An 18,504-nucleotide genomic window follows, 5' to 3' on the forward strand; every position below is an offset into this window, starting at 1 on the left:
TCAGCCGGGGATTTCTCATGCGCATTGGTGTCGTTTTCGGATTGGCCTTGCTGGCGGCATCACTGACCGGTGCCGCGCATGCCGACGTCAAGATGAACGGCACCTTCGTCGCCGATGCCTCCTGTCCGGCGACACAGGCCATCAAGAACGGCAAGAACCCCGGCAACGTGTCGACCGACGCCGGAAAGAGCTACCAGTTGCTTGCCGGCAACAAGGATACGCCGACGCATTATCTGATCCTGGTGCCGGGCGCCGATCCGGAGCGCCGCTGGGTGAAGGTTTCCTGCGGTCATCTCTCGGGCAGCAATGCGGCGGCGGTGCCGGCGGCGCCGGGCGGGCAAGGCAAGTCCTCTGGAAAACCCGAATATGTCTTCGCGCTGAGCTGGCAGCCGGCCTTTTGCGAGACCAAGTCGAGCAAGACCGAATGCAAGGCGCAAAATCCGAACGAATTCGATGCCACCAATTTCACCCTGCACGGCCTGTGGCCGCAGCCCAACGGCAATTTCTATTGCCAGGTGCCGGCGAGCGACAAGGCCAATGACAATCCCGGTCACTGGAAGGATCTTCCGCCTGTCAATCTGGACGCGGGCACGCGCGCGGAGCTCAACAAGGTCATGCCGGGCACGGCTTCCCAGCTCGAGCGGCATGAATGGATCAAGCACGGCACCTGCTACGGCAAGACCCAGCAGGAGTATTTTTCCGATGCGCTCGGCCTGATGCGCGAGGTCAACAGCTCTCCGGTGCGCGATCTCTTCGCCAAGAGCATCGGCGGCAAGCTGACGGCGGACCAGATCCGCAGTGCTTTCGATACTGCCTTCGGCGCGGGGGCGGGGGACCGCGTGCGCGTCTCCTGCGTCATCGATCCGTCGAGCGGCAGGCGGCTGATCGGCGAACTGACGCTCGGCCTCGCCGGCCCGATCGGCCCGAACAGCTCGCTCAAGGATTTGCTGCTGGCCTCGGTGCCGACCAACAAGGCCGGTTGCCCGACCGGCACCGTCGACGCGATCGGGTTCCAGTGACGGGCTCTCTTCGCGCCTGCCGCAGCGAAAGGCGTGACAAACAGAGCTAGATCCGAGCGGACCTGGTCCAGGCGACCGCGGTGTCGGGCTCGTGGCCAACCGGCTCGCCGACGATGCGGTCGCGCCCGGTCGACTTCGCCTTGTAGAGGCGCTGGTCGGCGAGCGCGAACAGGTCGGCAAGACAGCGGGTCGTCTCGCCGACGCTGGAAACACCGGCGCTGACGGTCAGTTCGAAGCGGCTGGCGGCCGCCGATGCCTTGACGGCATGACGGATGCTTTCGCCAAACAGCCGGGCGACCGCATGCGGACGCGAGCTCAGGATGGCGAATTCCTCGCCGCCGATCCGGAACACCTGGTCCTCGGCGCTGGCCGCCTCGCGAAGCAAGGTCGCCAGCGCTTTCAGCACCTTGTCGCCCTCGGCATGGCCGAAGCGGTCGTTGATCGACTTGAAATGGTCGACATCGATGATCAGCAGGCTGAGCGGCCTGGCGGTGCGCAAGCTGACCTCGACGGAGGCCTCGCCGTCGGCGTCGAAGCGCCCGCGGTGCAGCAGGCCGGTCAGGCCGTCGCGGCCGACATGCTCGACCAGCGCTTCATAGCGTTCGCGATAGGTCAGCGTGTCGAAAATGTCGGTCAATCCACGCGGAACCGAAATCTCCCGGGCCTCGAACCATCTGAGGTAGGCGACGAGCATGGCGCTGAAGGTCAGCGCCGCCGCCATCTTGGCGAACCAGCCGCCGAAGAAGACCGCGATCGGCGCGCCGGCGACGAAATGCAGCGCGGTGAAGAAGCCCGCCTGGTCGAAGGTCAGCACGCAGGCGACGCAAATCAGGATGCGCGCGAACTGCGCCTTGCGCAGGGTGCGTCCAAGCTTTTCATAGAGCAGGATGATCAGGATGGCGTCGATGAACAGCAGCGTCGTGCCCCACACCATCAGCCAGCCCATCTCGTCGATGAAGCCGATATCGGGCAGCTTGCCGTCAGGGAGCGGTGCGATGGCGTGCAGACGCAAGAGCAGCACCAGCCCGATCATCAGCCCATTGCCGAGCAAGAGGCCGTAGATCGGCTGACGCACGGTGGCGGCGTCCTCCTTCATGTAGAGCAGGAGCAGCATCACCAGCTTGCCCGAAAACAGCACAGCCGAGCCCGGCGAGACCATTCCGAACGGCAAGGCGACGTAAAAGACGCTGGCGAGGTAGGTCTCGAGGAAATGCATGACGCCGAGCGCGCAGACGAAGACGCCAAGGCCGATGCGCTTGCGGAACCGGAAAAGCGTCACCATGACGCTGAAGTAGACGATCGCCTCGGCAAGGAGCAGGAAACTGTTCAGCACTGCCGTTCGATCCGATCTCTTTCCCGAAATCGCGGCGAGCCGGCGATTCCACCGCTCCTGTTTTGACGCCGAACGGTTAACCGGAGATTTCAGCGCGACCGGCGGCGGTGGAAAACTTCTCCCTTTCCGCGCGTGGCTTGCCTGATGTGGCAAAAGGATTGCCGTTCGGCCCGGCATCGCCTACATAGCGGCCAACCTCCATTCAATTCGACAAATCCATTCAGTTTTTCAGGGAAAGCGCGCGTGGCACGCCAGTTCATCTATCACATGGCCGGCCTCAACAAGGCCTACGGCACCAAGAAGGTGCTCGAGAATGTTCATCTGTCCTTCTATCCCGATGCCAAGATCGGCATTCTGGGCCCCAACGGCGCCGGCAAGTCGACGATCCTCAAGATCATGGCCGGCATCGACAAGGAGTGGAGCGGCGAGGCGTGGCTCGCCGAAGGCGCCACCGTCGGTTACCTGGCGCAGGAGCCGGCGCTCGACCCGAAGAAGACGGTGTTCGAGAACATCATGGAAGGCGTCGCCGCCAAGACCGCCATCATCGAACGCTACAACGAATTGATGATGAACTATTCCGACGAGACGGCCGACGAGTCGGCCAAGCTCCAGGACGAGATGGACCGGCTGAACCTGTGGGATCTCGAACAGCAGGTCGAAATGGCCATGGAAGCGCTGGGCTGCCCGCCCAAGGATTCCGAAGTCACCAAGCTTTCGGGCGGCGAGCGCCGCCGCGTCGCGCTCTGCCAGTTGCTGCTGCGCCAGCCCGATCTTCTGCTGCTCGACGAACCGACCAACCATCTCGACGCCGAAACCACGGCGTGGCTGGAAAAGCATCTGCGCGCCTATCCGGGCGCCGTGATGATCATCACCCACGATCGTTATTTCCTCGACAATGTCACCGGTTGGATCCTCGAACTCGATCGCGGCCGCGGCATTCCCTATGAGGGCAATTACACCAAATATCTCGAAGCCAAGGCCAAGCGCCTCAAGCAGGAAGGCCGCGAGGACGACGCCCGCCAGCGCGCCATCGGCCGCGAGCGCGAGTGGATCCAGTCGAGCCCGAAGGCTCGCCAGACCAAGTCCAAGGCGCGTATCCAGGCCTTCCAGGACCTGCTGGATGCAGCCGACAAGCGGCGGCCGAGCGATACCCAGATCGTCATTCCGCACGGTGAGCGGCTCGGCAATGTGGTGATCGAGGTCGACGGCCTGTCCAAGGGCTTTGGCGACACGCTGCTGATCGACGGACTGGAATTCAAGCTGCCGCCAGGCGGCATCGTCGGTGTCATCGGCCCGAACGGCGCCGGCAAGACGACGCTGTTCCGCATGATCACCGGCCAGGAAAAGCCCGATGCCGGCACGATCCGCGTCGGCGAGACGGTCAAGCTCGGCTATGTCGACCAGAGCCGCGACGCTCTTGATCCGTCGAAGACCGTCTGGGAAGAAATCTCAGGTGGAGCCGAAGTGGTCAAGCTCGGCAAGTTCGAGGCCAATACCCGTGCCTATTGCGCGTCGTTCAACTTCCGTGGCGGCGACCAGCAGCAGAAGGTCGGCAACCTCTCCGGCGGCCAGCGCAACCGGGTGCATTTGGCCAAGATGCTGAAAACAGGCGGCAATGTTCTGCTGCTCGACGAACCGACCAACGATCTCGATACGGAAACGCTGGCGGCGCTCGAAGACGCGCTGGAAAATTTCGGCGGCTGCGCGGTCATCATCTCGCACGATCGCATGTTCCTGGACCGTCTGGCGACGCACATCCTCGCCTTCGAGGGCGACAGCCATGTCGAATGGTTCGAAGGCAATTTCGAGGATTACGAGCAGGACAAGATCCGCCGGCTCGGCCCCGAAGCCGTCAACCCGCACCGCATGACGTATAAGAGGCTGACGCGGTAAGGGGATCGTAGGGGCGGCGATTTCTCAGCACGACATGAGGAGCTCGAATGGCTGACTGGTCCGCCGCCCAATATCTGAAATTCGAGGATGAGCGCACGCGGCCAGCGCGAGATCTGGTTGCGCAAGTGCCGGTCGACTTCCCGCGCCGGGTCATCGATATCGGCTGCGGGCCGGGCAACTCGACCGCATTGCTTGTCGAGCGCTGGCCGGATGCCGAGGTGCGCGGCGTCGACACCTCTCCCGACATGATCGAAAAGGCGAGGGCGCGCCTGCCCAACGTGACCTTCGATCTGGCCGATGCCGCGACATGGCAGCCGGCCGAGCCGGTCAACGTCATCTTCGCCAATGCGGTGTTCCAGTGGTTGCCGACGCATCCGGCGGTGTTCCAAGGACTGATGGGCTTTCTGGCGCCCGGCGGCGCGCTGGCTGTGCAGATGCCTGACAATATGGGCGAGGATTCGCATCGGCTGATGCGGGAAACCGCCGCTGAAGTGCCTTTTGCGGCAAAGATAGGAAACGCGGCGCGTGCGCCGCTGCCGCCGGTGTCGTTCTATTACGACCTTTTATCGCCGCACTCCGATCGGCTCGATATCTGGCATACCGTCTACAACCATCCGCTGGCCGATGCCGAGGCGATCGTCGAATGGGTGAAGTCGACCGGGCTGAAGCCGTTCCTCGATCCACTTGAGGCTGACGAGCGCAACATGTTCCTCGACAGTTACACGGCCAAGATCGCCAAAGCCTATCCGAAGACCGCTGATGGCAAGGTGCTGCTGCGCTTTCCGCGCATCTTCATCGTCGCCAAGCGGGCCGGCTAGGGCTATCCGTAGACCAACACCAAATTGTGGGCCTGTGAAATCGAGCCGGTTTAAGCCGGCGTAAACCCGCTGATGAGAAAAGGGTTGCGCCGAAGCGCTTCGGCGCCCACATGAAGCCGCAACGCCTGCGGATGGGACGGACTGAAATATGCATCGCGTCATCATCAGCGGCATCGGCGCTGAAATCCCTGAAGCTGTCATCACGAATGAAGAGCTGGTCGCGAGCTTCAACAGCTGGGTCGATACGGAGAATGCGCGGCGCGAGCGCACCGGCGAGACCTTGCTGCAGAAATCCGACAGCGATTTCATCGTCCATGCCTCCGGCGTGCGCTCCCGTCATGTGATCGAGCGCGAAGGCATCCTAGATCCGACCCGCATGACGCCGCGCATTCCGGCACGTCCGGACGATGCGCTGTCGCTGGAGGCCGAGTTCGGCATTGCCTCGGCCAGGAAGGCACTCGACCATGCCGGGCTGCAGCCATCCGACATCGACCTGATCATCTGTTCGGCCTCGCATCACCAGCGGCCCTATCCGGCGATCGCCATCGAAATGCAGGAGGCCCTGGGTACGAAGGGCGCCGGCTTCGACATGGGGCTTGGCTGTTCGTCCGCCGCGGCGGCGCTTCACATGGCCGTCAATCTGGTGCGCTCGGGCGCGCACAAGCGCATTCTGGTGACCACGCCGGAAATCATCACCGGCCATCTCAATTTCCGCGACCGGCAGACGCACTTCATCTTCGGTGACGCCTCGGTGTCGATGGTGGTGGAGGGGCTTGCCCAAGGCGAGAAGCGGCCGGGACGCTTCGAGGTGCTCGACACCCGCATCTGGACGCAGATGTCGAACAACATCCGCACCAATCTCGGCTATCACACCCGCACCGCCCAGGACGATCCCTACATGATCAATCTGGAAGGCAATTTGATCAAGCAGGTCGGCAACAAGGTGTTCAAGGAAGTCACCGTCGCCGGGCAAAAGTTCATCGTCGAATTCCTGGCCGAGCACGGGCTGACGCCGCAGGCGATCAGGCGCTTCTGGCTGCACCAGGCCAATGCGCGCATGAACGCGATGATTTTGAAGCTGTCCTTCGGCCACGATGTCGATCACGATCGTGCGCCGATGGTGCTGGAGCGGCTGGGCAATACGGCGGGCGCCGGCGCCATCGTGGCACTGTCGGAGAACCATGCCGACATGAAGCCCGGCGATTTCGGCCTGATCTGCGCGTTCGGCGCGGGCTATTCGATAGGCGGCGCGCTGATCAGGATGCTCTGACGTCTGGGGCGCTCCGCCGCGTCAGGCTGGCGCGAAGGGCACCAGCATCGGCACTCGCCCGGCGTAATCGTCATAGGCGGTTCCGAGTTCTGTGCGCAGGAAGCGTTCCTCCAGCTTGGCCTTCATGATGATGCCGAGGGTCAAAAGGATGGCGCCGACGACGCCCCAGACGGTGCCTTTCGTCGCCATGGTGGCCAGGATTCCCAGGAGCAGTCCGGTGTAGATCGGGTGGCGAACGAGGCCGTAAGGCCCGGTGTCGATGACGCGGTGCTCGGCCTTGGCGGTGACCGTTCCCGACCACAGCCGGCCAAGATGCAGCCGCGCCCACCATGAGAAGGTGAGGCCGATTGCGATCAGCGCGACACAGATCCAGGCCACGGCAAGGTTGGGAAACCACATGCGAAAATGGCCGACATAGTTATGCGCCGGAATGAACAGCAGGATCGTGCCGAGTATCAGCACCGCGCGGTACGGCGCCTCCGCCTGAAAGCCGGCGCGCTTCATTGCCGGGGCGGCCCAGAACGCCGCGGCGGCCCACGATACCGCCCAGATCAACCAAAGCAGCGCGATTGCCGTGCCGGGGCGCATCACGAACCTCCGTCAAATTATCTGGACGTTACCATGAGACCGGCTCGGCGCGGCAGCAATGCGGCGCTGGGTCCATTTCCAGTAAGAAGATCGTGATTCCGTCCTCATTCACCCGAACAGCTGAACATCCACTGCACGCCAAAGGCGTCGACCAGCATGCCGAAAAAGGTTCCCCAATATTGCCTTGCCAGGGGCACGGTGATCCGTCCGCCTACGGCCATGCGGGCGAACAGCTCCCGCATGGCGGCCAGGTCTTCGAACTCCAGCATCAAGGCGGAGCCTTTCATCGGCTCCGCATCGTCATTGTCGGAGGCATGGAACAGCACGCCCGGACCTTCGAAGCGCGCATGCAGGATTTTTCCGCGCATCGCTTCGGTCCGCACCGGCATGTCGTTGTCGCCCCAGCGCAGCAGGATCGTCCCCCGGCCAAGACCGCACTGTTCGTAGAAGGCCAATGCCGGTTCGCAGCCGGTGGTGAAGAACAGCGAAGGGGAGAGCCGCATCCTACCGCTCCTTGCCAGTTCAGTGCGCGGCGGCGGTGGCGGCTGCAATGAGCGCGTCGCCTGAATATTGCCTGTCACCAATGCCCCAGCCGCCGTCGGGCGCGTTGACGATGCTGATCCAGGTGTTTTCAGGTCTGTGGTCCGGCACGCAGTGCTCGGCGACAATCGCGGCGGCGGCGGAGATGAAGTCCTTGCGGGCTTCGACCGAGGCCAGGCCGATGTTCGGCAATTTCAGCTCGACCATGACGACCGGCCGATTGGCGCCACCGGCATAGATGTGGTGAGGCGGCAGGATGTGGACCGTGCCGCCGACGATCGCGGTGAAGAAGGAATTGCCGGTGGCACCGGAGGCTTCGATGAGGGCGGCGCTGAGGCGCGGCAGGATTTGGCGCTCTCCGGCCGGGGTCAGTACGCCTTCGGGGGCGGTCACGGTGATTGGCATTTGGGCTCTCCTTTATCCTCGGGTTGTAGGGCCTTGCCGGTCGGGTTGTCTTCACGGCTTGCCATGTTTCGTATTGATTGGTACGTTATGCGTCGGAGATGAGTCAATAGGTTTCGTATCGATCACTATGGATAATTTGGAAAAGCCGCGCGGGGGCAGGCCGCGTGCGTTCAATCCCGATCAGGCACTGGATGCGGCGATGCACCTGTTCTGGGAGCATGGCTACGAGGCGACGTCGCTGGCCATGCTGCGCGAGGCAATGGGGCTGACGCCGCCGCAGATTTACAACGCCTTCACCGACAAGGAGACCTTGTTCCGCAAGGCGCTGACGCGCTACCACCAGACCGAGATCGGCTTTGCGCTGGATGCGCTGAGCGCGCCGGTGCCGACGCGGGAGGCGATCCGGCGGTTGCTGCTCGGCGCGGCGGAGGCTTATTCCAGACCCGGCAAACCCGGCGGATGCCTGTTCGTCAGCGGTGCGCTGGCGGCCTCGCCGCAAGCGCAAGCCATTGCGGATGAACTCAAGGCCTATCGCAAGGCGAGCGAAGCAGCAATCGCGGAACGATTGGCCAAGGGCAGGGCGATGGGTGACTTTCCTGAAGCTCTCTCGGTCGAGGGCTTTGCCAAATACCTCGCCGGTGTCATGAACGGCATGTCGATCCAGGCGCGGGATGGCGCATCGGTCGAAGAGTTGCGTATTTTGGCCCAAACCGCTCTTGCGGCTCTGCCGGCCGAAGGGCAAAACCAGGGCGTGCCATCCAAGGACTGAAGCATGCTGGATCTCTTCCCCGAGGCCGAAAAGCCGGTCGAAATCATCCCGGCAAAGAAGCTTTCCGCACACGCGGCCGCCCTCTATGTCGCGCCGTCGGATCATTTCGAGACGCGTCCGGTGCAGGAGTTGCGGCTGGGCTTCGACGGCATATCGGGTGATTTCCACGCCGGCGCGACGCGACGCTCGGGCGGCCGCGAGCCCTGGTATCCACGCGGCACCGAAATGCGCAACGAACGGCAGCTGTCGATCGTGGCCGTGGACGAACTCGCCATGGTCGCCGAACGGATGGGCTTGGCCCAGATCAAGCCGGAATGGATCGGCGCCAATCTGGTGATCGAAGGCGTACCGCATCTGTCGATGCTGCCGGCCGGCACGCTGCTGTTCTTCAAGGGCGGCGTGACCCTCAAGGTCGACGCACAGAACGGACCGTGCCGCATCGCCGGCAGGTCGATCGCCGAACATGCCGGGATGGCCGACATCGAAGCCGGTGCGCTGCTGTTCCCGAAGATTGCCAAGCGCCTGCGCGGCGTGGTCGCCTGGGTGGAAAAGCCCGGAACGATCAAGGCCGGCGAGGAGATTTCGGCGCGGGTGCCGGAGCAATGGATCTATCCCACCTAGATCGGAAACGGTGCGGCTGCGCAGCCAGGGCCGCGCAGCCGAAGACCTGTCTAGGCAGCCTTGCGGTTCTTCTTGGCGCCTTGCGCCATGATGGAAACCTCATCCCACTTTTCCCAAGTGGCGAGGCGGTTGGCGTATTCCTGGCGGATCATCGGCAGGCCGCCGTCGCCGAAGAATACCCTGAGCGGCGGCTCGGCGGCGTCGACGATGGCCAGCATCGCCGGGCCGGTCGCCTCGGGATCGCCGGCAACCGAGTTGGCGCGGCGCTCGGCCATCCTGGCGCGAGCGGGCGCATAGGCTTCGATCGCCTGGGAGACCCTGGCCGACGGGCCGGCCCAGTCGGTGGAAAAACCACCCGGCTCGACCAGCGTGACATGGATGCCGAATTCCGCGACCTCGATGCTCAGCGACTGGCTGAAGGCTTCCAGCGCCCATTTCGAGGCGTGGTAGAGGCCGAGCGAGGCAAAGGCGTTGACGCCGCCGATCGACGAGATCTGGATGATGTGGCCGGACCGCTGCGCCCGCATGATCGGCAGTGCGGCCTGCGTGACCCAGAGCGCGCCGAACACGTTGGTTTCGATCTGGTCGCGGGCTTCCTGCTCGCTGACTTCCTCGATGNTGCGTGACCCAGAGCGCGCCGAACACGTTGGTTTCGATCTGGTCGCGGGCTTCCTGCTCGCTGACTTCCTCGATGGCGCCGAAATGGCCGTAGCCGGCGTTGTTGATGACGACGTCGAGCCGGCCAAAGCGCCTGTGCGCTTCGGCAATCGCGGCATCGACGGCTTTCTTGTCGGTGACATCGAGCTTTATCGCGGCGACGTTGTCGCCATATTTCTCGACGAGATCGGTGAGCGTGCCGGCATCGCGGGCCGTTGCGGCAACGCGGTCGCCACGCGCCAACGCGGCCTCGGCCCAGACGCGGCCAAAGCCCTTCGACGATCCGGTGATGAACCAAACCTTGTTTGTCATGATGTGGAATCCTTGCCCCTGCGGGCGCAATTTTCAGGTGAAAGCGGAGGCTTCTCCGCTTTCGGGCATATACGGCCTATCCCGCGATTTTCCAGAGGCGAGGGGAAAACTTTTTGAATGAGATGTCTGGCGTCAGCGATAATTCACCGCACTCGACCACGCCGGATCGTCGTGCTTTTGCCAATAGAGCGCCATCAGCCGGCTGGTGACTGGCCCGACCTTGCCGCCGGCGATCGCCGCGCCGTCGATCTCCGTCACCGGCATGATGCCGCCGGCGGTCGAGGTGATGAAGACCTCGTCGGCTTCGCGCAGCGCGGCGACGCTGACATCGGCGGCTGTCGCGGCGAGACCTGCCTCTGCACAGAGATCGAAGACGGTGCGCCTTGTTATGCCCGGCAGCACGCCGATCGCCGGCGTCGACAGTCTGCCATCCTTGACGCAGAAGACGTTGAAGCCCGGGCCTTCGGCGACGTTGCCATTGAAGTCGAGAACCAATGCGGTCTCGGCGCCGCGGTCATAGGCATCGTAGAGGCCGCGCACCAGGTCGAGCCAGTGGTAATTCTTGATCGCCGGGTCGATCGAGACCGGCGGAATGCGCACCTTGTCGCTGATGGCGACGCGCAGGCCGCGCCGCAACTGCTCGGCATTGGCGACGGAGCCGAACGGCACGGCGAACGCCATGAAGCGGTTGATCGCCTGGCGCGGGTCGCGGCTGAAGGTCGGCGAGGCGCCGCGCGTGCACAGCATTTCGACATAGGCGGCGCGATGGCCCGACAAGGCCACGCAATCGTGCAGGATTTCGGCCACGCCATCGCGGTCGAAGGGTATCGTCATGCGCAGTTTTTCCAGCCCGCCGAAGAAACGGTCAAGATGCAGGTCAAGGCGGAAGAAGCGACCGTCCCAGACATGCACGGTGTCATAGGTGGCGTCGGAATGCAGGAACCCCCAGTCCAGCACCGATATCTTGGCTTGCGACATCGGCAGATATTGGCCGTCGAGGAAGGCGATGCCGTCCGGATAGGAATGCGGGTCAACGTGATGCTCGCTGACCGCGGGCAGCGGCTTCGAATTCTCTATCGCCGTGGTCTGGCTCATCAAGGCCTCCTGTCGCGTAAGGCGGGGTATCCGCAGGCTATCGGCCCTGGTCAGAAGGCATAGAGCCAGGCGTCCGGCGCTGTTCGTCCTCAAGGGGGACGTGGCCGATACATCAGGCTGGAATTGCCTTATGGTCGCGTTGCTGAGACGGAGCGGGAAAATGGGCAGGCTTGAGATCGTTGTTGCGGCTTTGTCGATTTTCGCCGTAGCCGGCGAAGCCAGCGCGCAGTGCGTGAAAGAGGGCGACGAGCTCTGCCAAAGTGGCCAGACCTATCGCTGTGAGAAGACGGGCAGCGAACTGACGCCGATCTTCCAGAACCTGCCTTGCGCGGTGAACATGCCGGCGCCGACGCTGACCGGCACCTGGGCCGGCAGCGGCCACCAGAGTCCGGCGGGTGACGCCGGCGCCGACTGGTCGATCGCCATGACGATTGGCGATGGCAGCGGGTCGATCGACTATCCCTCGCTCGGCTGCGGCGGATCATTGTCCCAAACCTCCAGGGACGACAGCTCAGCGGAGTTCCATGAGAGCATCACCTATGGTCAGGACAAGTGCATCGACGGCGGCGACATCACCGTCCGGTTCTTCAAGGAAAAACTGTCCTGGACATGGGTCGGCCACGCCGATGGCCAACCATACAATGCGGTCGCCGTGCTGACGCGGCGGTAGCAGGTCTCATTCGTCCTCGTCGTCGGCGTCAAGCAGGCGGGTGGCGCGCCAGCGGGTCAGCACCACGTTGGTCTGCTCGATGACGAAGAAACGCGCCGAGTCGCGGTCATAGCCGTCGGCGAGCAGTTTTTCGTAATCGGTGTGCATATGGCGGATATGGGCAATCGCCGCCAGCCACACCGCGATCGTCGGCGGCAAGGTTTTCATATGCACCGAGCCGGCATCCGTGCGGATCTTCTCCATGTCGGCGTAGGGCGCTAGCGGCAGAAGCGCTGTCAGCGCCTTGGCGATGGCGCGGCGGCGGCCTGTCGGCGCGGTCATCGCCGACTCCGATCGGATTCCTCTCGCCCCTCAACGGTCGCCTCGGCAATGGCATCGGTCGAGGCGAAGTAAGGCTTGATGTCGATAACCGGCGTGCCGTCGAGCACGTCGATGGCGTCGAGATCGACGCGCCCGGTGGCGATGTCGAGTCCCACGAGCCGCGCCACATGCAGGCCGACCGGGTTCGGGCGGGCAGGGGAGCGCAGGCCGAATACGCCTTTGGCTTCAGCCGCATGGCGCGGTTTCTGCACAATCAGATTCCGCGGCGCGTGATGCAGCCAGGACAGGATAACGACGTGGCTGGACCGCTCCAGGCCGCGCAGGCCTTCGCGGTAGGGCGCTTCGATGGTGAGCATGGCGGGCTGTCCGGTCTCACGGGCAGCGCGCATGTTCTTCGGGCAGCTTTCCCGCGTCGCCCATGGCGAGGCGATGCGGCCGATGAAGACGACGCCGGCATCGGGCGGCATTGTTGCCGGATCATGGTCCAGCCTCCGCTCGCCTTCGCGTGCCTCGAACATCTCACGCGGTCCGGTCATTTTACCCATCTCTTGCTGGTGCATGTCATTGCCCCAAAACCGTTACGCACTTTTGGGCGATATACGCCGGGAAATCACGCATGCGGCATTTTCTTGTCCGGAAGCGACATAGCGCTTGCAAGGTTTTGAAAATCGACATAAACATATGTTTATATCTTTTTCAAAGTGAATAGGCTGAAAAGAATACGCTGATGCACGTCTCGCTCGACACCATGGTGGACACATTGAAGGCGGCGGCCGAATCCAGCCGCCTGCGCATACTGGCATTGTTGTCGCGCGGCGACCTCACGGTTTCCGATCTTACCGAAATTCTCGGCCAGTCGCAGCCGCGTGTCTCCCGGCACCTGAAGCTGTTGCTGGAGGCAGGGCTGATCGGCCGCTACCAGGAAGGCTCGTGGGCCTTCTTCCGGCTCTCGGATGCCGATTCCGCGCGTGACTTCGTCATGGGGCTGGTTTCCGGCATTCGCGGCGCCGATCCGCAGGTCGAGCGCGATCTGGAACGGCTGGCCTCGGTCAAGCGCAAGCGGCAGGATCGCGCCACCGAGTATTTTTCGGTGAACGCGGCGAGCTGGGACCATATCCGTTCGCTGCACGTGCCGGACCGTGCCGTCGAGGCCGCCATGCTGAAGCTGGTCGGCAAGCGGCCGTTCCAGTCGATGCTCGATCTCGGCACCGGCACCGGGCGGCTGCTCGAAATCTTCTCGCCGCTCTACCGGCGCGGCATTGGCATCGACATGTCGCGCGAGATGCTGACCGTGGCGCGCGCCAACCTCGACAAGGCCGGCGTTTCGAATGCGCAGGTGCGGCAGGGCGACATCTTTTCGCCACCGGTCGAGCGCGACGCCTTCGATCTCGTCACCATCCATCAGGTGCTGCATTACCTCGACGATCCGGCCCGCGCCATCCACGAGGCGGCGCGGCTGTTGCGGCCCGCCGGCCGGCTGGTCATCGTCGATTTCGCACCACACACGCTGGAGTTCCTGCGCGATAAGCATGCCCACATGCGGCTCGGCTTCTCCGACCGGCAGATCGGCGAGTGGTTTGCCGAGGCCGGCCTCGACCTCGAGGACGCCCAGGAGTTCGAGCCGCGCGGCGGCAACGAGGCCAGGCTCACGGTAAAACTCTGGCTTGGCCGCGACCGTCGCCTGCTGATTGCCGATCCCGCCAATGACAGCCAGCAGACCAAAATGACCTCGATAGGGGAAATCGCCTGATGAACCAGTTCCGTTTTTCCCGCCGCCCCGACATTGGCGACAAGGTCCGGGTTTCGTTCGAATTCTTCCCGCCCAAGTCCGACGAGATGGAGGCAAGGCTGTGGGACACGGTCACGCGGCTGGAGCCGCTGAAGCCGAAATTCGTATCGGTGACCTATGGCGCCGGCGGTTCGACGCGCGAGCGGACCGCGCGCACCATCAGCCGCATCCTGCAGGAAACAAGCCTGACGCCGGCCGCGCACATGACCTGCGTGGATGCCGCCCGCCATGAGGTCGATGCAGTCATCCAGGAATTTGCCGATATGGGCGTGAAGCGCTTCGTCGCCTTGCGCGGCGATCCGGCCGCGGGCGTCGGCACCGCCTACCGTCCGCATGCGGACGGCTATGCCAACGGGGCTGAGCTGGTCGGGGCGCTGAAGAGCGCCGGCGACTTCGACATTTCGGTCTCGGCCTATCCGGAAAAGCATCCGGAAAGCCCTGACTTTGCCACCGACATCGACATGCTGAAGCGCAAGGTCGACAATGGCGCGACGCGGGCGATCACCCAGTTCTTCTTCGACAACGATCTCTACGAACGCTATGTCGAGCGCGCGCGCCGCGCCGGCATCTACATCCCGATCGTTCCCGGGATCTTGCCAGTGCACAATTTTACCCAGGTCGCCAATTTCTCGGCGCGCTGCGGTGCGCTGGTGCCGGCATGGCTGGCCGAGCGTTTCGACGGCTTGCAGAACGACCCGCAGACGCATGCGCTGGTGGCGTCAGCCGTGGCCGCCGAACAGGTGCTGGACCTGGTCGAGCGCGGGGTGGGCGACTTCCACTTCTACACCATGAATCGGGCCGACCTGGTGTTCGCGATCTGCCACATGATCGGCATCCGTTCGCACGAGGCTGAGGTGGCGGGTTCGGCCGCAGCATAGGCACGCTGAATAGCAAAAGGCCGGGTAAAAACCCGGCCTTTCGAATTGTCTGGACTATTTGGTGCTGGTCTTCCCCGGTTGGCGGGTTCAGGGAAGGACGCCCATAATGAGGGCGCCGATGAAAGCAAACGCAGCACAGATCATCAATGCGTTGATTGGCCTCGTAAGTCCCATGACATAGCCTCCTCTTAAAGAGCTATGAGTGGGAGTCTAGGTTCATTTGTGCCACAGGCAAGCGGAAAATGTGCTGCATTGCGACGTGATTGTGGAATTTGCGACCCCGGTTTTGCCGTTAGGCTTTGAAACTCCTGCGCAAAAACCCGCTTCAGGCCTGTGAATAAATTGTGGCGACGGCGTGTCGTTGCTGTGTCATGGCAGCGCTACCTTTTGACAAATAGCCGCCCATCGATGGTGACAAGGCCAAGCGCGATCAGCACCACGCCGCCGATCTCGAACAGTTCCAGCCGTTCGCCGAGGAACATAAAACCGAGCAGCATGGCGCTGGCCGGCACGATGAGCGTGACCAGCGAGGCGTTGGTCGCCCCGGCCGAGGCGACGAGATTGAAATAGAGGATGTAGGCGAAGGCGGTGGACAGCAGCGCCAGCGCAAAGACGGCTGTCCATACCGGCGGCGAGGCCGAGAACAGGCCGGCCGGGCCATGGGCGAAGAGCACGATCGGGATCATGATGATGGTCGAGGCGGTCATCTGTCCGGTGGCGATGACCGGCGAGGGCACGCCCTTGAAGCGGCGTGCGACCATCAGGGCGACGCCATAGGACAGCGAAGCGCCGATCAGCGCGAATTTGGCCCAGACCGGGCCGCCGAGCCCGGCGAGCAGGCCCGGTCCGATCATCACCGCGGTGCCGGCAACGCCAAGCGCAATGCCGGCAAGCTTGTTCCAGGAGAGCTTCTCGTCCGATGTCAGTGCATTGGCGAGGATCAGCGTCCAGAACGGCGTGGTGGCGTTGAGCACCGAGGCGACACCGGCACCAAGCTTCGTCTGGCCGGCAAAGATCAGCGAGAAGGGGACGACGTTGTTGGTGAAGGCCAGCAGGAAGAACAGGCCGGCGTGGGGCAGGGCGAGGCGGAAGGAGGGGCCGCGCAGGCCGAGATAAAGCTGCAGCGCGATCGCGGCGATGGCGACGCGAAACAGCACCAGCACCAGCGGGTGAAGTTCCGCCACCGCTATGCGGGCGAAGAAGAACGAGCCGCCCCAGATCGCACCGAGCAGCAGCAATTGCCCCCAGTCGGTGAGCGTCATCGGTCCGCGTGGTGGTGCTGTCGCGGCCATTGCCATGTGAATCATCCTCCTCCAAGACGGGCTGAAATGCCGACCGGTCAGGCAGATGGCATATCGGGTTCGGCGGCAAGGGCCACCCGAAACCTGATCGATGGCAAACGCTGCCCCAAAACTAGAGTCGCTGCGCCGGGCGCACGAGACACAGAATTGTTTTCATTGGCCGCTAGCTTGGATTAATTGTGCGCAGGCCGAAGTCGAGGATTCGTCAATGCAGCGATTCGAGAATGCCCGCGAGGCGGCCCTGGCGCTTCGCCCGGACGATCCGGTCTATTGCTTCCGCCCGCAGGTGCTCAAGGCAGACGCCAGGCAGTTCATGGGCATGTTCCCAGGCAAGACCGCCTATGCGGTCAAGACCAATGGCGAACAGATCGTGCTGAAGACCCTGGTCGGGGCCGGTGTCACTGCCTTCGACGTTGCATCGCCGGGCGAGTTTTCCGCCGTGCGCGCCGTCTCGCCCGATGCCGAGATGCTCTACATGCACCCGGTCAAGGCTCAGTCGGACATCAAGCTGGCGCTTGAGAAATACGCCATCCGCGTCATCTCGCTCGACCATGAGGACGAAATCACCAAGCTGACGCGCGTGGTGCGGGCGCTCGATATCGATCCGCGTGCGATCAGCGTGTTCGTGCGCATCCAGACGAAAGGATCGGCCGCCTACGAGCTGTCGAAGAAGTTCGGCGCCGGACCGGCTTATGCCGTTGAACTCGCAGAGCGGCTGAACCGCACCGGCTACAAGGTTGGGCTTTGCTTCCACGTCGGCAGCCAGATCGAGGACCCCGACACCTATGAGCGAGCGCTTGCCTCGGCCGACTGGGTGCGCAACCGCCTGACCTTCGATATTGCCGGGTTGGATGTCGGCGGCGGCTTTCCCGCTGAATACGGGCACGATCCCAACCGCAAGCAGATCGAGATGCCGTCGCTCGGCCAGATCATGTCGCGGCTTTCCGGCGACCTGAAGGAGTACCAGTTCGATCAGATTCCATTGGTGGCTGAGCCGGGCAGGGTGATCGTGGCACGCTGCCTGTCGCTGATCGTGCGGGTGCTGTTGCGCAAGGGCAAGCGGCTCTACATCAATGACGGCATCTGGGCATCGCTGTCGGATTCATGGACCGGCAAGATCACGCTGCCGGCCCGCTTCATTCCCGATCCAGCGATCCGTTCGCGCAATGGCGAGGAGAAGAACATCGTGCCGTTCAAGGTCTGCGGCGCGACCTGCGATTCCGTCGACATCCTGTCTCGGCCGTTCTGGCTGCCGGAAACCGTGGACACCGGCGACTGGATCGAGATCGGCCATATCGGCGCCTATTCGCTGTCGCTCAGGACTCGCTTCAACGGGTTCTATCCCGACACCTTCGTCGAGGTGGCGACGCCGTTCGACGAGGGCGACGCGCCGCAGGGTTTTGCCAGTTTGGAGACGATGGCGGATTAGGCCACGCCGCCACCGGCCTGGATGTTCTCGCCGGTCAGCCAGCGAGCCTCGTCGCTGGCCAGGAAAACCGCGATATCGGCAACGTCGCGCGGCGCACCGAGCCTGCCGAATGGCGACATGCCGGCCGCCACGGTGCGATCGCGCTCGGGAAGCAGGTCCGTATCGGTGAAGCCCGGCGACAGCGCATTCACGGTGATGCCGCGTGGCCCGAGTTCACGCGAGAGCACACGGACGAATTGTTCGACAGCACCCTTGCTGCCGAGATAGAGCGCTGTCTGCGTGAAGAACATCTTCGTGCCGCCGGTTGACACGGCGATGATGCGGCCGCCGTCGCGCACGCGGCGCGCTGCTTCCTGAAGCGTGAAGAAGGTGCCCTTGGCGTTGGTGCCGAAGACATGGTCGAAATCGGCCTCGGTTGCCTCGGTCAGCGGTTTGATGACGGCGACGCCGACATTGGCGACCACGATGTCGATCGTGCCCAGCTCACGCTCGGCCTGGTCAAACAGGCGGCTGATATCCGAAACGCTGGACATATCGGCCTGGATGGCGACGGCTTTTCCCCCGTTGCCGGCGATGGCGGCCACGACCTCATCGGCGGCTTTCTGGTTGCCGACATAGTTGACGGCGACGGCGGCGCCCTTGGCCGCGAGCCCTTCGGCGATGGCCCGGCCGATGCCGCGCGAACTGCCGGTGACGAGTGCGGTTTTGCGTTGCAGGGACATGATCAATTTCCTTCAACCGTTTATGCCGCGTCGATATTCGTGACGGGCTGATGGCGAACAGATAGCGACATGCA

19 protein-coding genes and 1 pseudogene are annotated in these 18,504 nt (G+C 63.4%); 10 read left to right on the forward strand and 10 right to left on the reverse strand.

Annotation, left to right across the window (positions count from 1 at the left end):
- The first annotated feature begins 17 nt into the window (after positions 1 to 17).
- Positions 18 to 1,019: a ribonuclease gene (locus X741_RS152395; RefSeq protein WP_023778006.1), complete on the forward strand. Its 1,002-nt coding sequence runs from the start codon at positions 18 to 20 to the stop codon at positions 1,017 to 1,019.
- Positions 1,020 to 1,065: 46 nt separating this feature from the next.
- Here the strand turns inward: X741_RS152395 and X741_RS1000000171465 are convergent, their stop codons facing one another.
- On the reverse strand, positions 1,066 to 2,352 hold the full coding sequence (locus X741_RS1000000171465; protein ID WP_023778007.1) for a GGDEF domain-containing protein: 1,287 nt from the start codon (positions 2,350 to 2,352) through the stop codon (positions 1,066 to 1,068).
- Between the two features lie 243 nt (positions 2,353 to 2,595).
- Between X741_RS1000000171465 and ettA the strand changes: the two genes are divergently transcribed.
- The 3 genes from ettA to X741_RS152375 all read left to right on the forward strand — a co-directional run bounded on the left by ettA (position 2,596) and on the right by X741_RS152375 (position 6,333).
- The gene (gene ettA / locus X741_RS152385; protein ID WP_013894629.1) at positions 2,596 to 4,245 is read left to right on the forward strand and encodes an energy-dependent translational throttle protein EttA; all 1,650 of its coding nucleotides are present in this window, start codon (positions 2,596 to 2,598) and stop codon (positions 4,243 to 4,245) included.
- Between the two features lie 47 nt (positions 4,246 to 4,292).
- Entirely contained in the window at positions 4,293 to 5,063 is a 771-nt protein-coding gene (gene tam, locus X741_RS152380; protein ID WP_023778009.1) for a trans-aconitate 2-methyltransferase, read from the forward strand.
- A 148-nt stretch (positions 5,064 to 5,211) separates the two neighbouring features.
- Entirely contained in the window at positions 5,212 to 6,333 is a 1,122-nt protein-coding gene (locus X741_RS152375) for a beta-ketoacyl-ACP synthase III (protein WP_023778010.1), read from the forward strand.
- A 21-nt stretch (positions 6,334 to 6,354) separates the two neighbouring features.
- Here X741_RS152375 and X741_RS152370 read toward each other — a convergent pair whose 3' ends face one another.
- From X741_RS152370 to X741_RS152360, 3 genes are all read right to left on the reverse strand, one after another.
- Positions 6,355 to 6,921: an isoprenylcysteine carboxylmethyltransferase family protein gene (locus X741_RS152370; protein WP_023778011.1), complete on the reverse strand. Its 567-nt coding sequence runs from the start codon at positions 6,919 to 6,921 to the stop codon at positions 6,355 to 6,357.
- Between the two features lie 104 nt (positions 6,922 to 7,025).
- Positions 7,026 to 7,424, reverse strand: a complete 399-nt coding sequence (locus X741_RS152365) for a glyoxalase/bleomycin resistance/extradiol dioxygenase family protein (RefSeq protein WP_023778012.1) — start codon at positions 7,422 to 7,424, stop codon at positions 7,026 to 7,028.
- Positions 7,425 to 7,443: 19 nt separating this feature from the next.
- On the reverse strand, positions 7,444 to 7,866 hold the full coding sequence (locus X741_RS152360; RefSeq protein ID WP_023778013.1) for a hypothetical protein: 423 nt from the start codon (positions 7,864 to 7,866) through the stop codon (positions 7,444 to 7,446).
- Between the two features lie 199 nt (positions 7,867 to 8,065).
- On the opposite strand from X741_RS152360, the gene X741_RS152355 reads away from it, so the two are divergent.
- Together X741_RS152355 and X741_RS152350 are read left to right on the forward strand one after the other, a co-directional pair.
- Positions 8,066 to 8,635, forward strand: a complete 570-nt coding sequence (locus X741_RS152355) for a TetR/AcrR family transcriptional regulator (RefSeq protein WP_245272703.1) — start codon at positions 8,066 to 8,068, stop codon at positions 8,633 to 8,635.
- A 3-nt stretch (positions 8,636 to 8,638) separates the two neighbouring features.
- Positions 8,639 to 9,256, forward strand: a complete 618-nt coding sequence (locus X741_RS152350; RefSeq protein WP_023778015.1) for an MOSC domain-containing protein — start codon at positions 8,639 to 8,641, stop codon at positions 9,254 to 9,256.
- Between the two features lie 50 nt (positions 9,257 to 9,306).
- Here the strand turns inward: X741_RS152350 and X741_RS1000000171645 are convergent.
- Both X741_RS1000000171645 and X741_RS152345 read right to left on the reverse strand, forming a co-directional pair.
- Positions 9,307 to 10,225, reverse strand: a pseudogene (locus X741_RS1000000171645) (SDR family oxidoreductase).
- A 132-nt stretch (positions 10,226 to 10,357) separates the two neighbouring features.
- A complete protein-coding gene (locus X741_RS152345; RefSeq protein WP_023778016.1) occupies positions 10,358 to 11,320 on the reverse strand; it encodes a D-amino acid aminotransferase in 963 nt (320 codons plus the stop codon).
- 160 nt (positions 11,321 to 11,480) lie between these two features.
- Between X741_RS152345 and X741_RS152340 the strand changes: the two genes are divergently transcribed.
- A complete protein-coding gene (locus tag X741_RS152340) occupies positions 11,481 to 11,990 on the forward strand; it encodes a hypothetical protein (protein ID WP_023778017.1) in 510 nt (169 codons plus the stop codon).
- A gap of 6 nt (positions 11,991 to 11,996) precedes the next feature.
- On the opposite strand, the gene X741_RS152335 is transcribed toward X741_RS152340, so the two are convergent.
- Together X741_RS152335 and tsaA are read right to left on the reverse strand one after the other, a co-directional pair.
- Positions 11,997 to 12,311, reverse strand: coding sequence for a DUF2293 domain-containing protein (locus X741_RS152335; RefSeq protein ID WP_023765154.1), 315 nt, complete (start codon positions 12,309 to 12,311; stop codon positions 11,997 to 11,999).
- The gene (gene tsaA / locus X741_RS152330) at positions 12,308 to 12,847 is read right to left on the reverse strand and encodes a tRNA (N6-threonylcarbamoyladenosine(37)-N6)-methyltransferase TrmO (RefSeq protein WP_023778018.1); all 540 of its coding nucleotides are present in this window, start codon (positions 12,845 to 12,847) and stop codon (positions 12,308 to 12,310) included. Before tsaA ends, X741_RS152335 begins: the two co-directional genes overlap by 4 nt.
- A 191-nt stretch (positions 12,848 to 13,038) precedes the next feature.
- On the opposite strand from tsaA, the gene X741_RS152325 reads away from it, so the two are divergent.
- Complete coding sequence (locus tag X741_RS152325; protein ID WP_023778019.1) at positions 13,039 to 14,061, forward strand: metalloregulator ArsR/SmtB family transcription factor; 1,023 nt, start codon at positions 13,039 to 13,041, stop codon at positions 14,059 to 14,061.
- Positions 14,061 to 14,978, forward strand: a complete 918-nt coding sequence (gene metF, locus X741_RS152320) for a methylenetetrahydrofolate reductase [NAD(P)H] (protein WP_013894643.1) — start codon at positions 14,061 to 14,063, stop codon at positions 14,976 to 14,978. The genes X741_RS152325 and metF overlap by 1 nt, the downstream gene beginning before the upstream one ends.
- A gap of 380 nt (positions 14,979 to 15,358) precedes the next feature.
- On the opposite strand, the gene X741_RS152315 is transcribed toward metF, so the two are convergent.
- On the reverse strand, positions 15,359 to 16,276 hold the full coding sequence (locus tag X741_RS152315) for a DMT family transporter (RefSeq protein WP_023778020.1): 918 nt from the start codon (positions 16,274 to 16,276) through the stop codon (positions 15,359 to 15,361).
- A gap of 211 nt (positions 16,277 to 16,487) precedes the next feature.
- On the opposite strand from X741_RS152315, the gene X741_RS152310 reads away from it, so the two are divergent.
- Positions 16,488 to 17,708, forward strand: coding sequence for an alanine racemase (locus X741_RS152310; RefSeq protein ID WP_023778021.1), 1,221 nt, complete (start codon positions 16,488 to 16,490; stop codon positions 17,706 to 17,708).
- Here the strand turns inward: X741_RS152310 and X741_RS152305 are convergent.
- Positions 17,705 to 18,430 carry an SDR family oxidoreductase gene (locus tag X741_RS152305; protein WP_031250048.1) on the reverse strand — a complete coding sequence of 242 codons (726 nt, stop codon included), beginning with the start codon at positions 18,428 to 18,430 and terminating at the stop codon, positions 17,705 to 17,707. The genes X741_RS152310 and X741_RS152305 overlap by 4 nt on opposite strands.
- Positions 18,431 to 18,504: the final 74 nt, after the last annotated feature.

The sequence above is a fragment of the Mesorhizobium sp. LNHC221B00 genome (genome assembly GCF_000502935.1).
GTDB lineage: Bacteria > Pseudomonadota > Alphaproteobacteria > Rhizobiales > Rhizobiaceae > Mesorhizobium > Mesorhizobium opportunistum.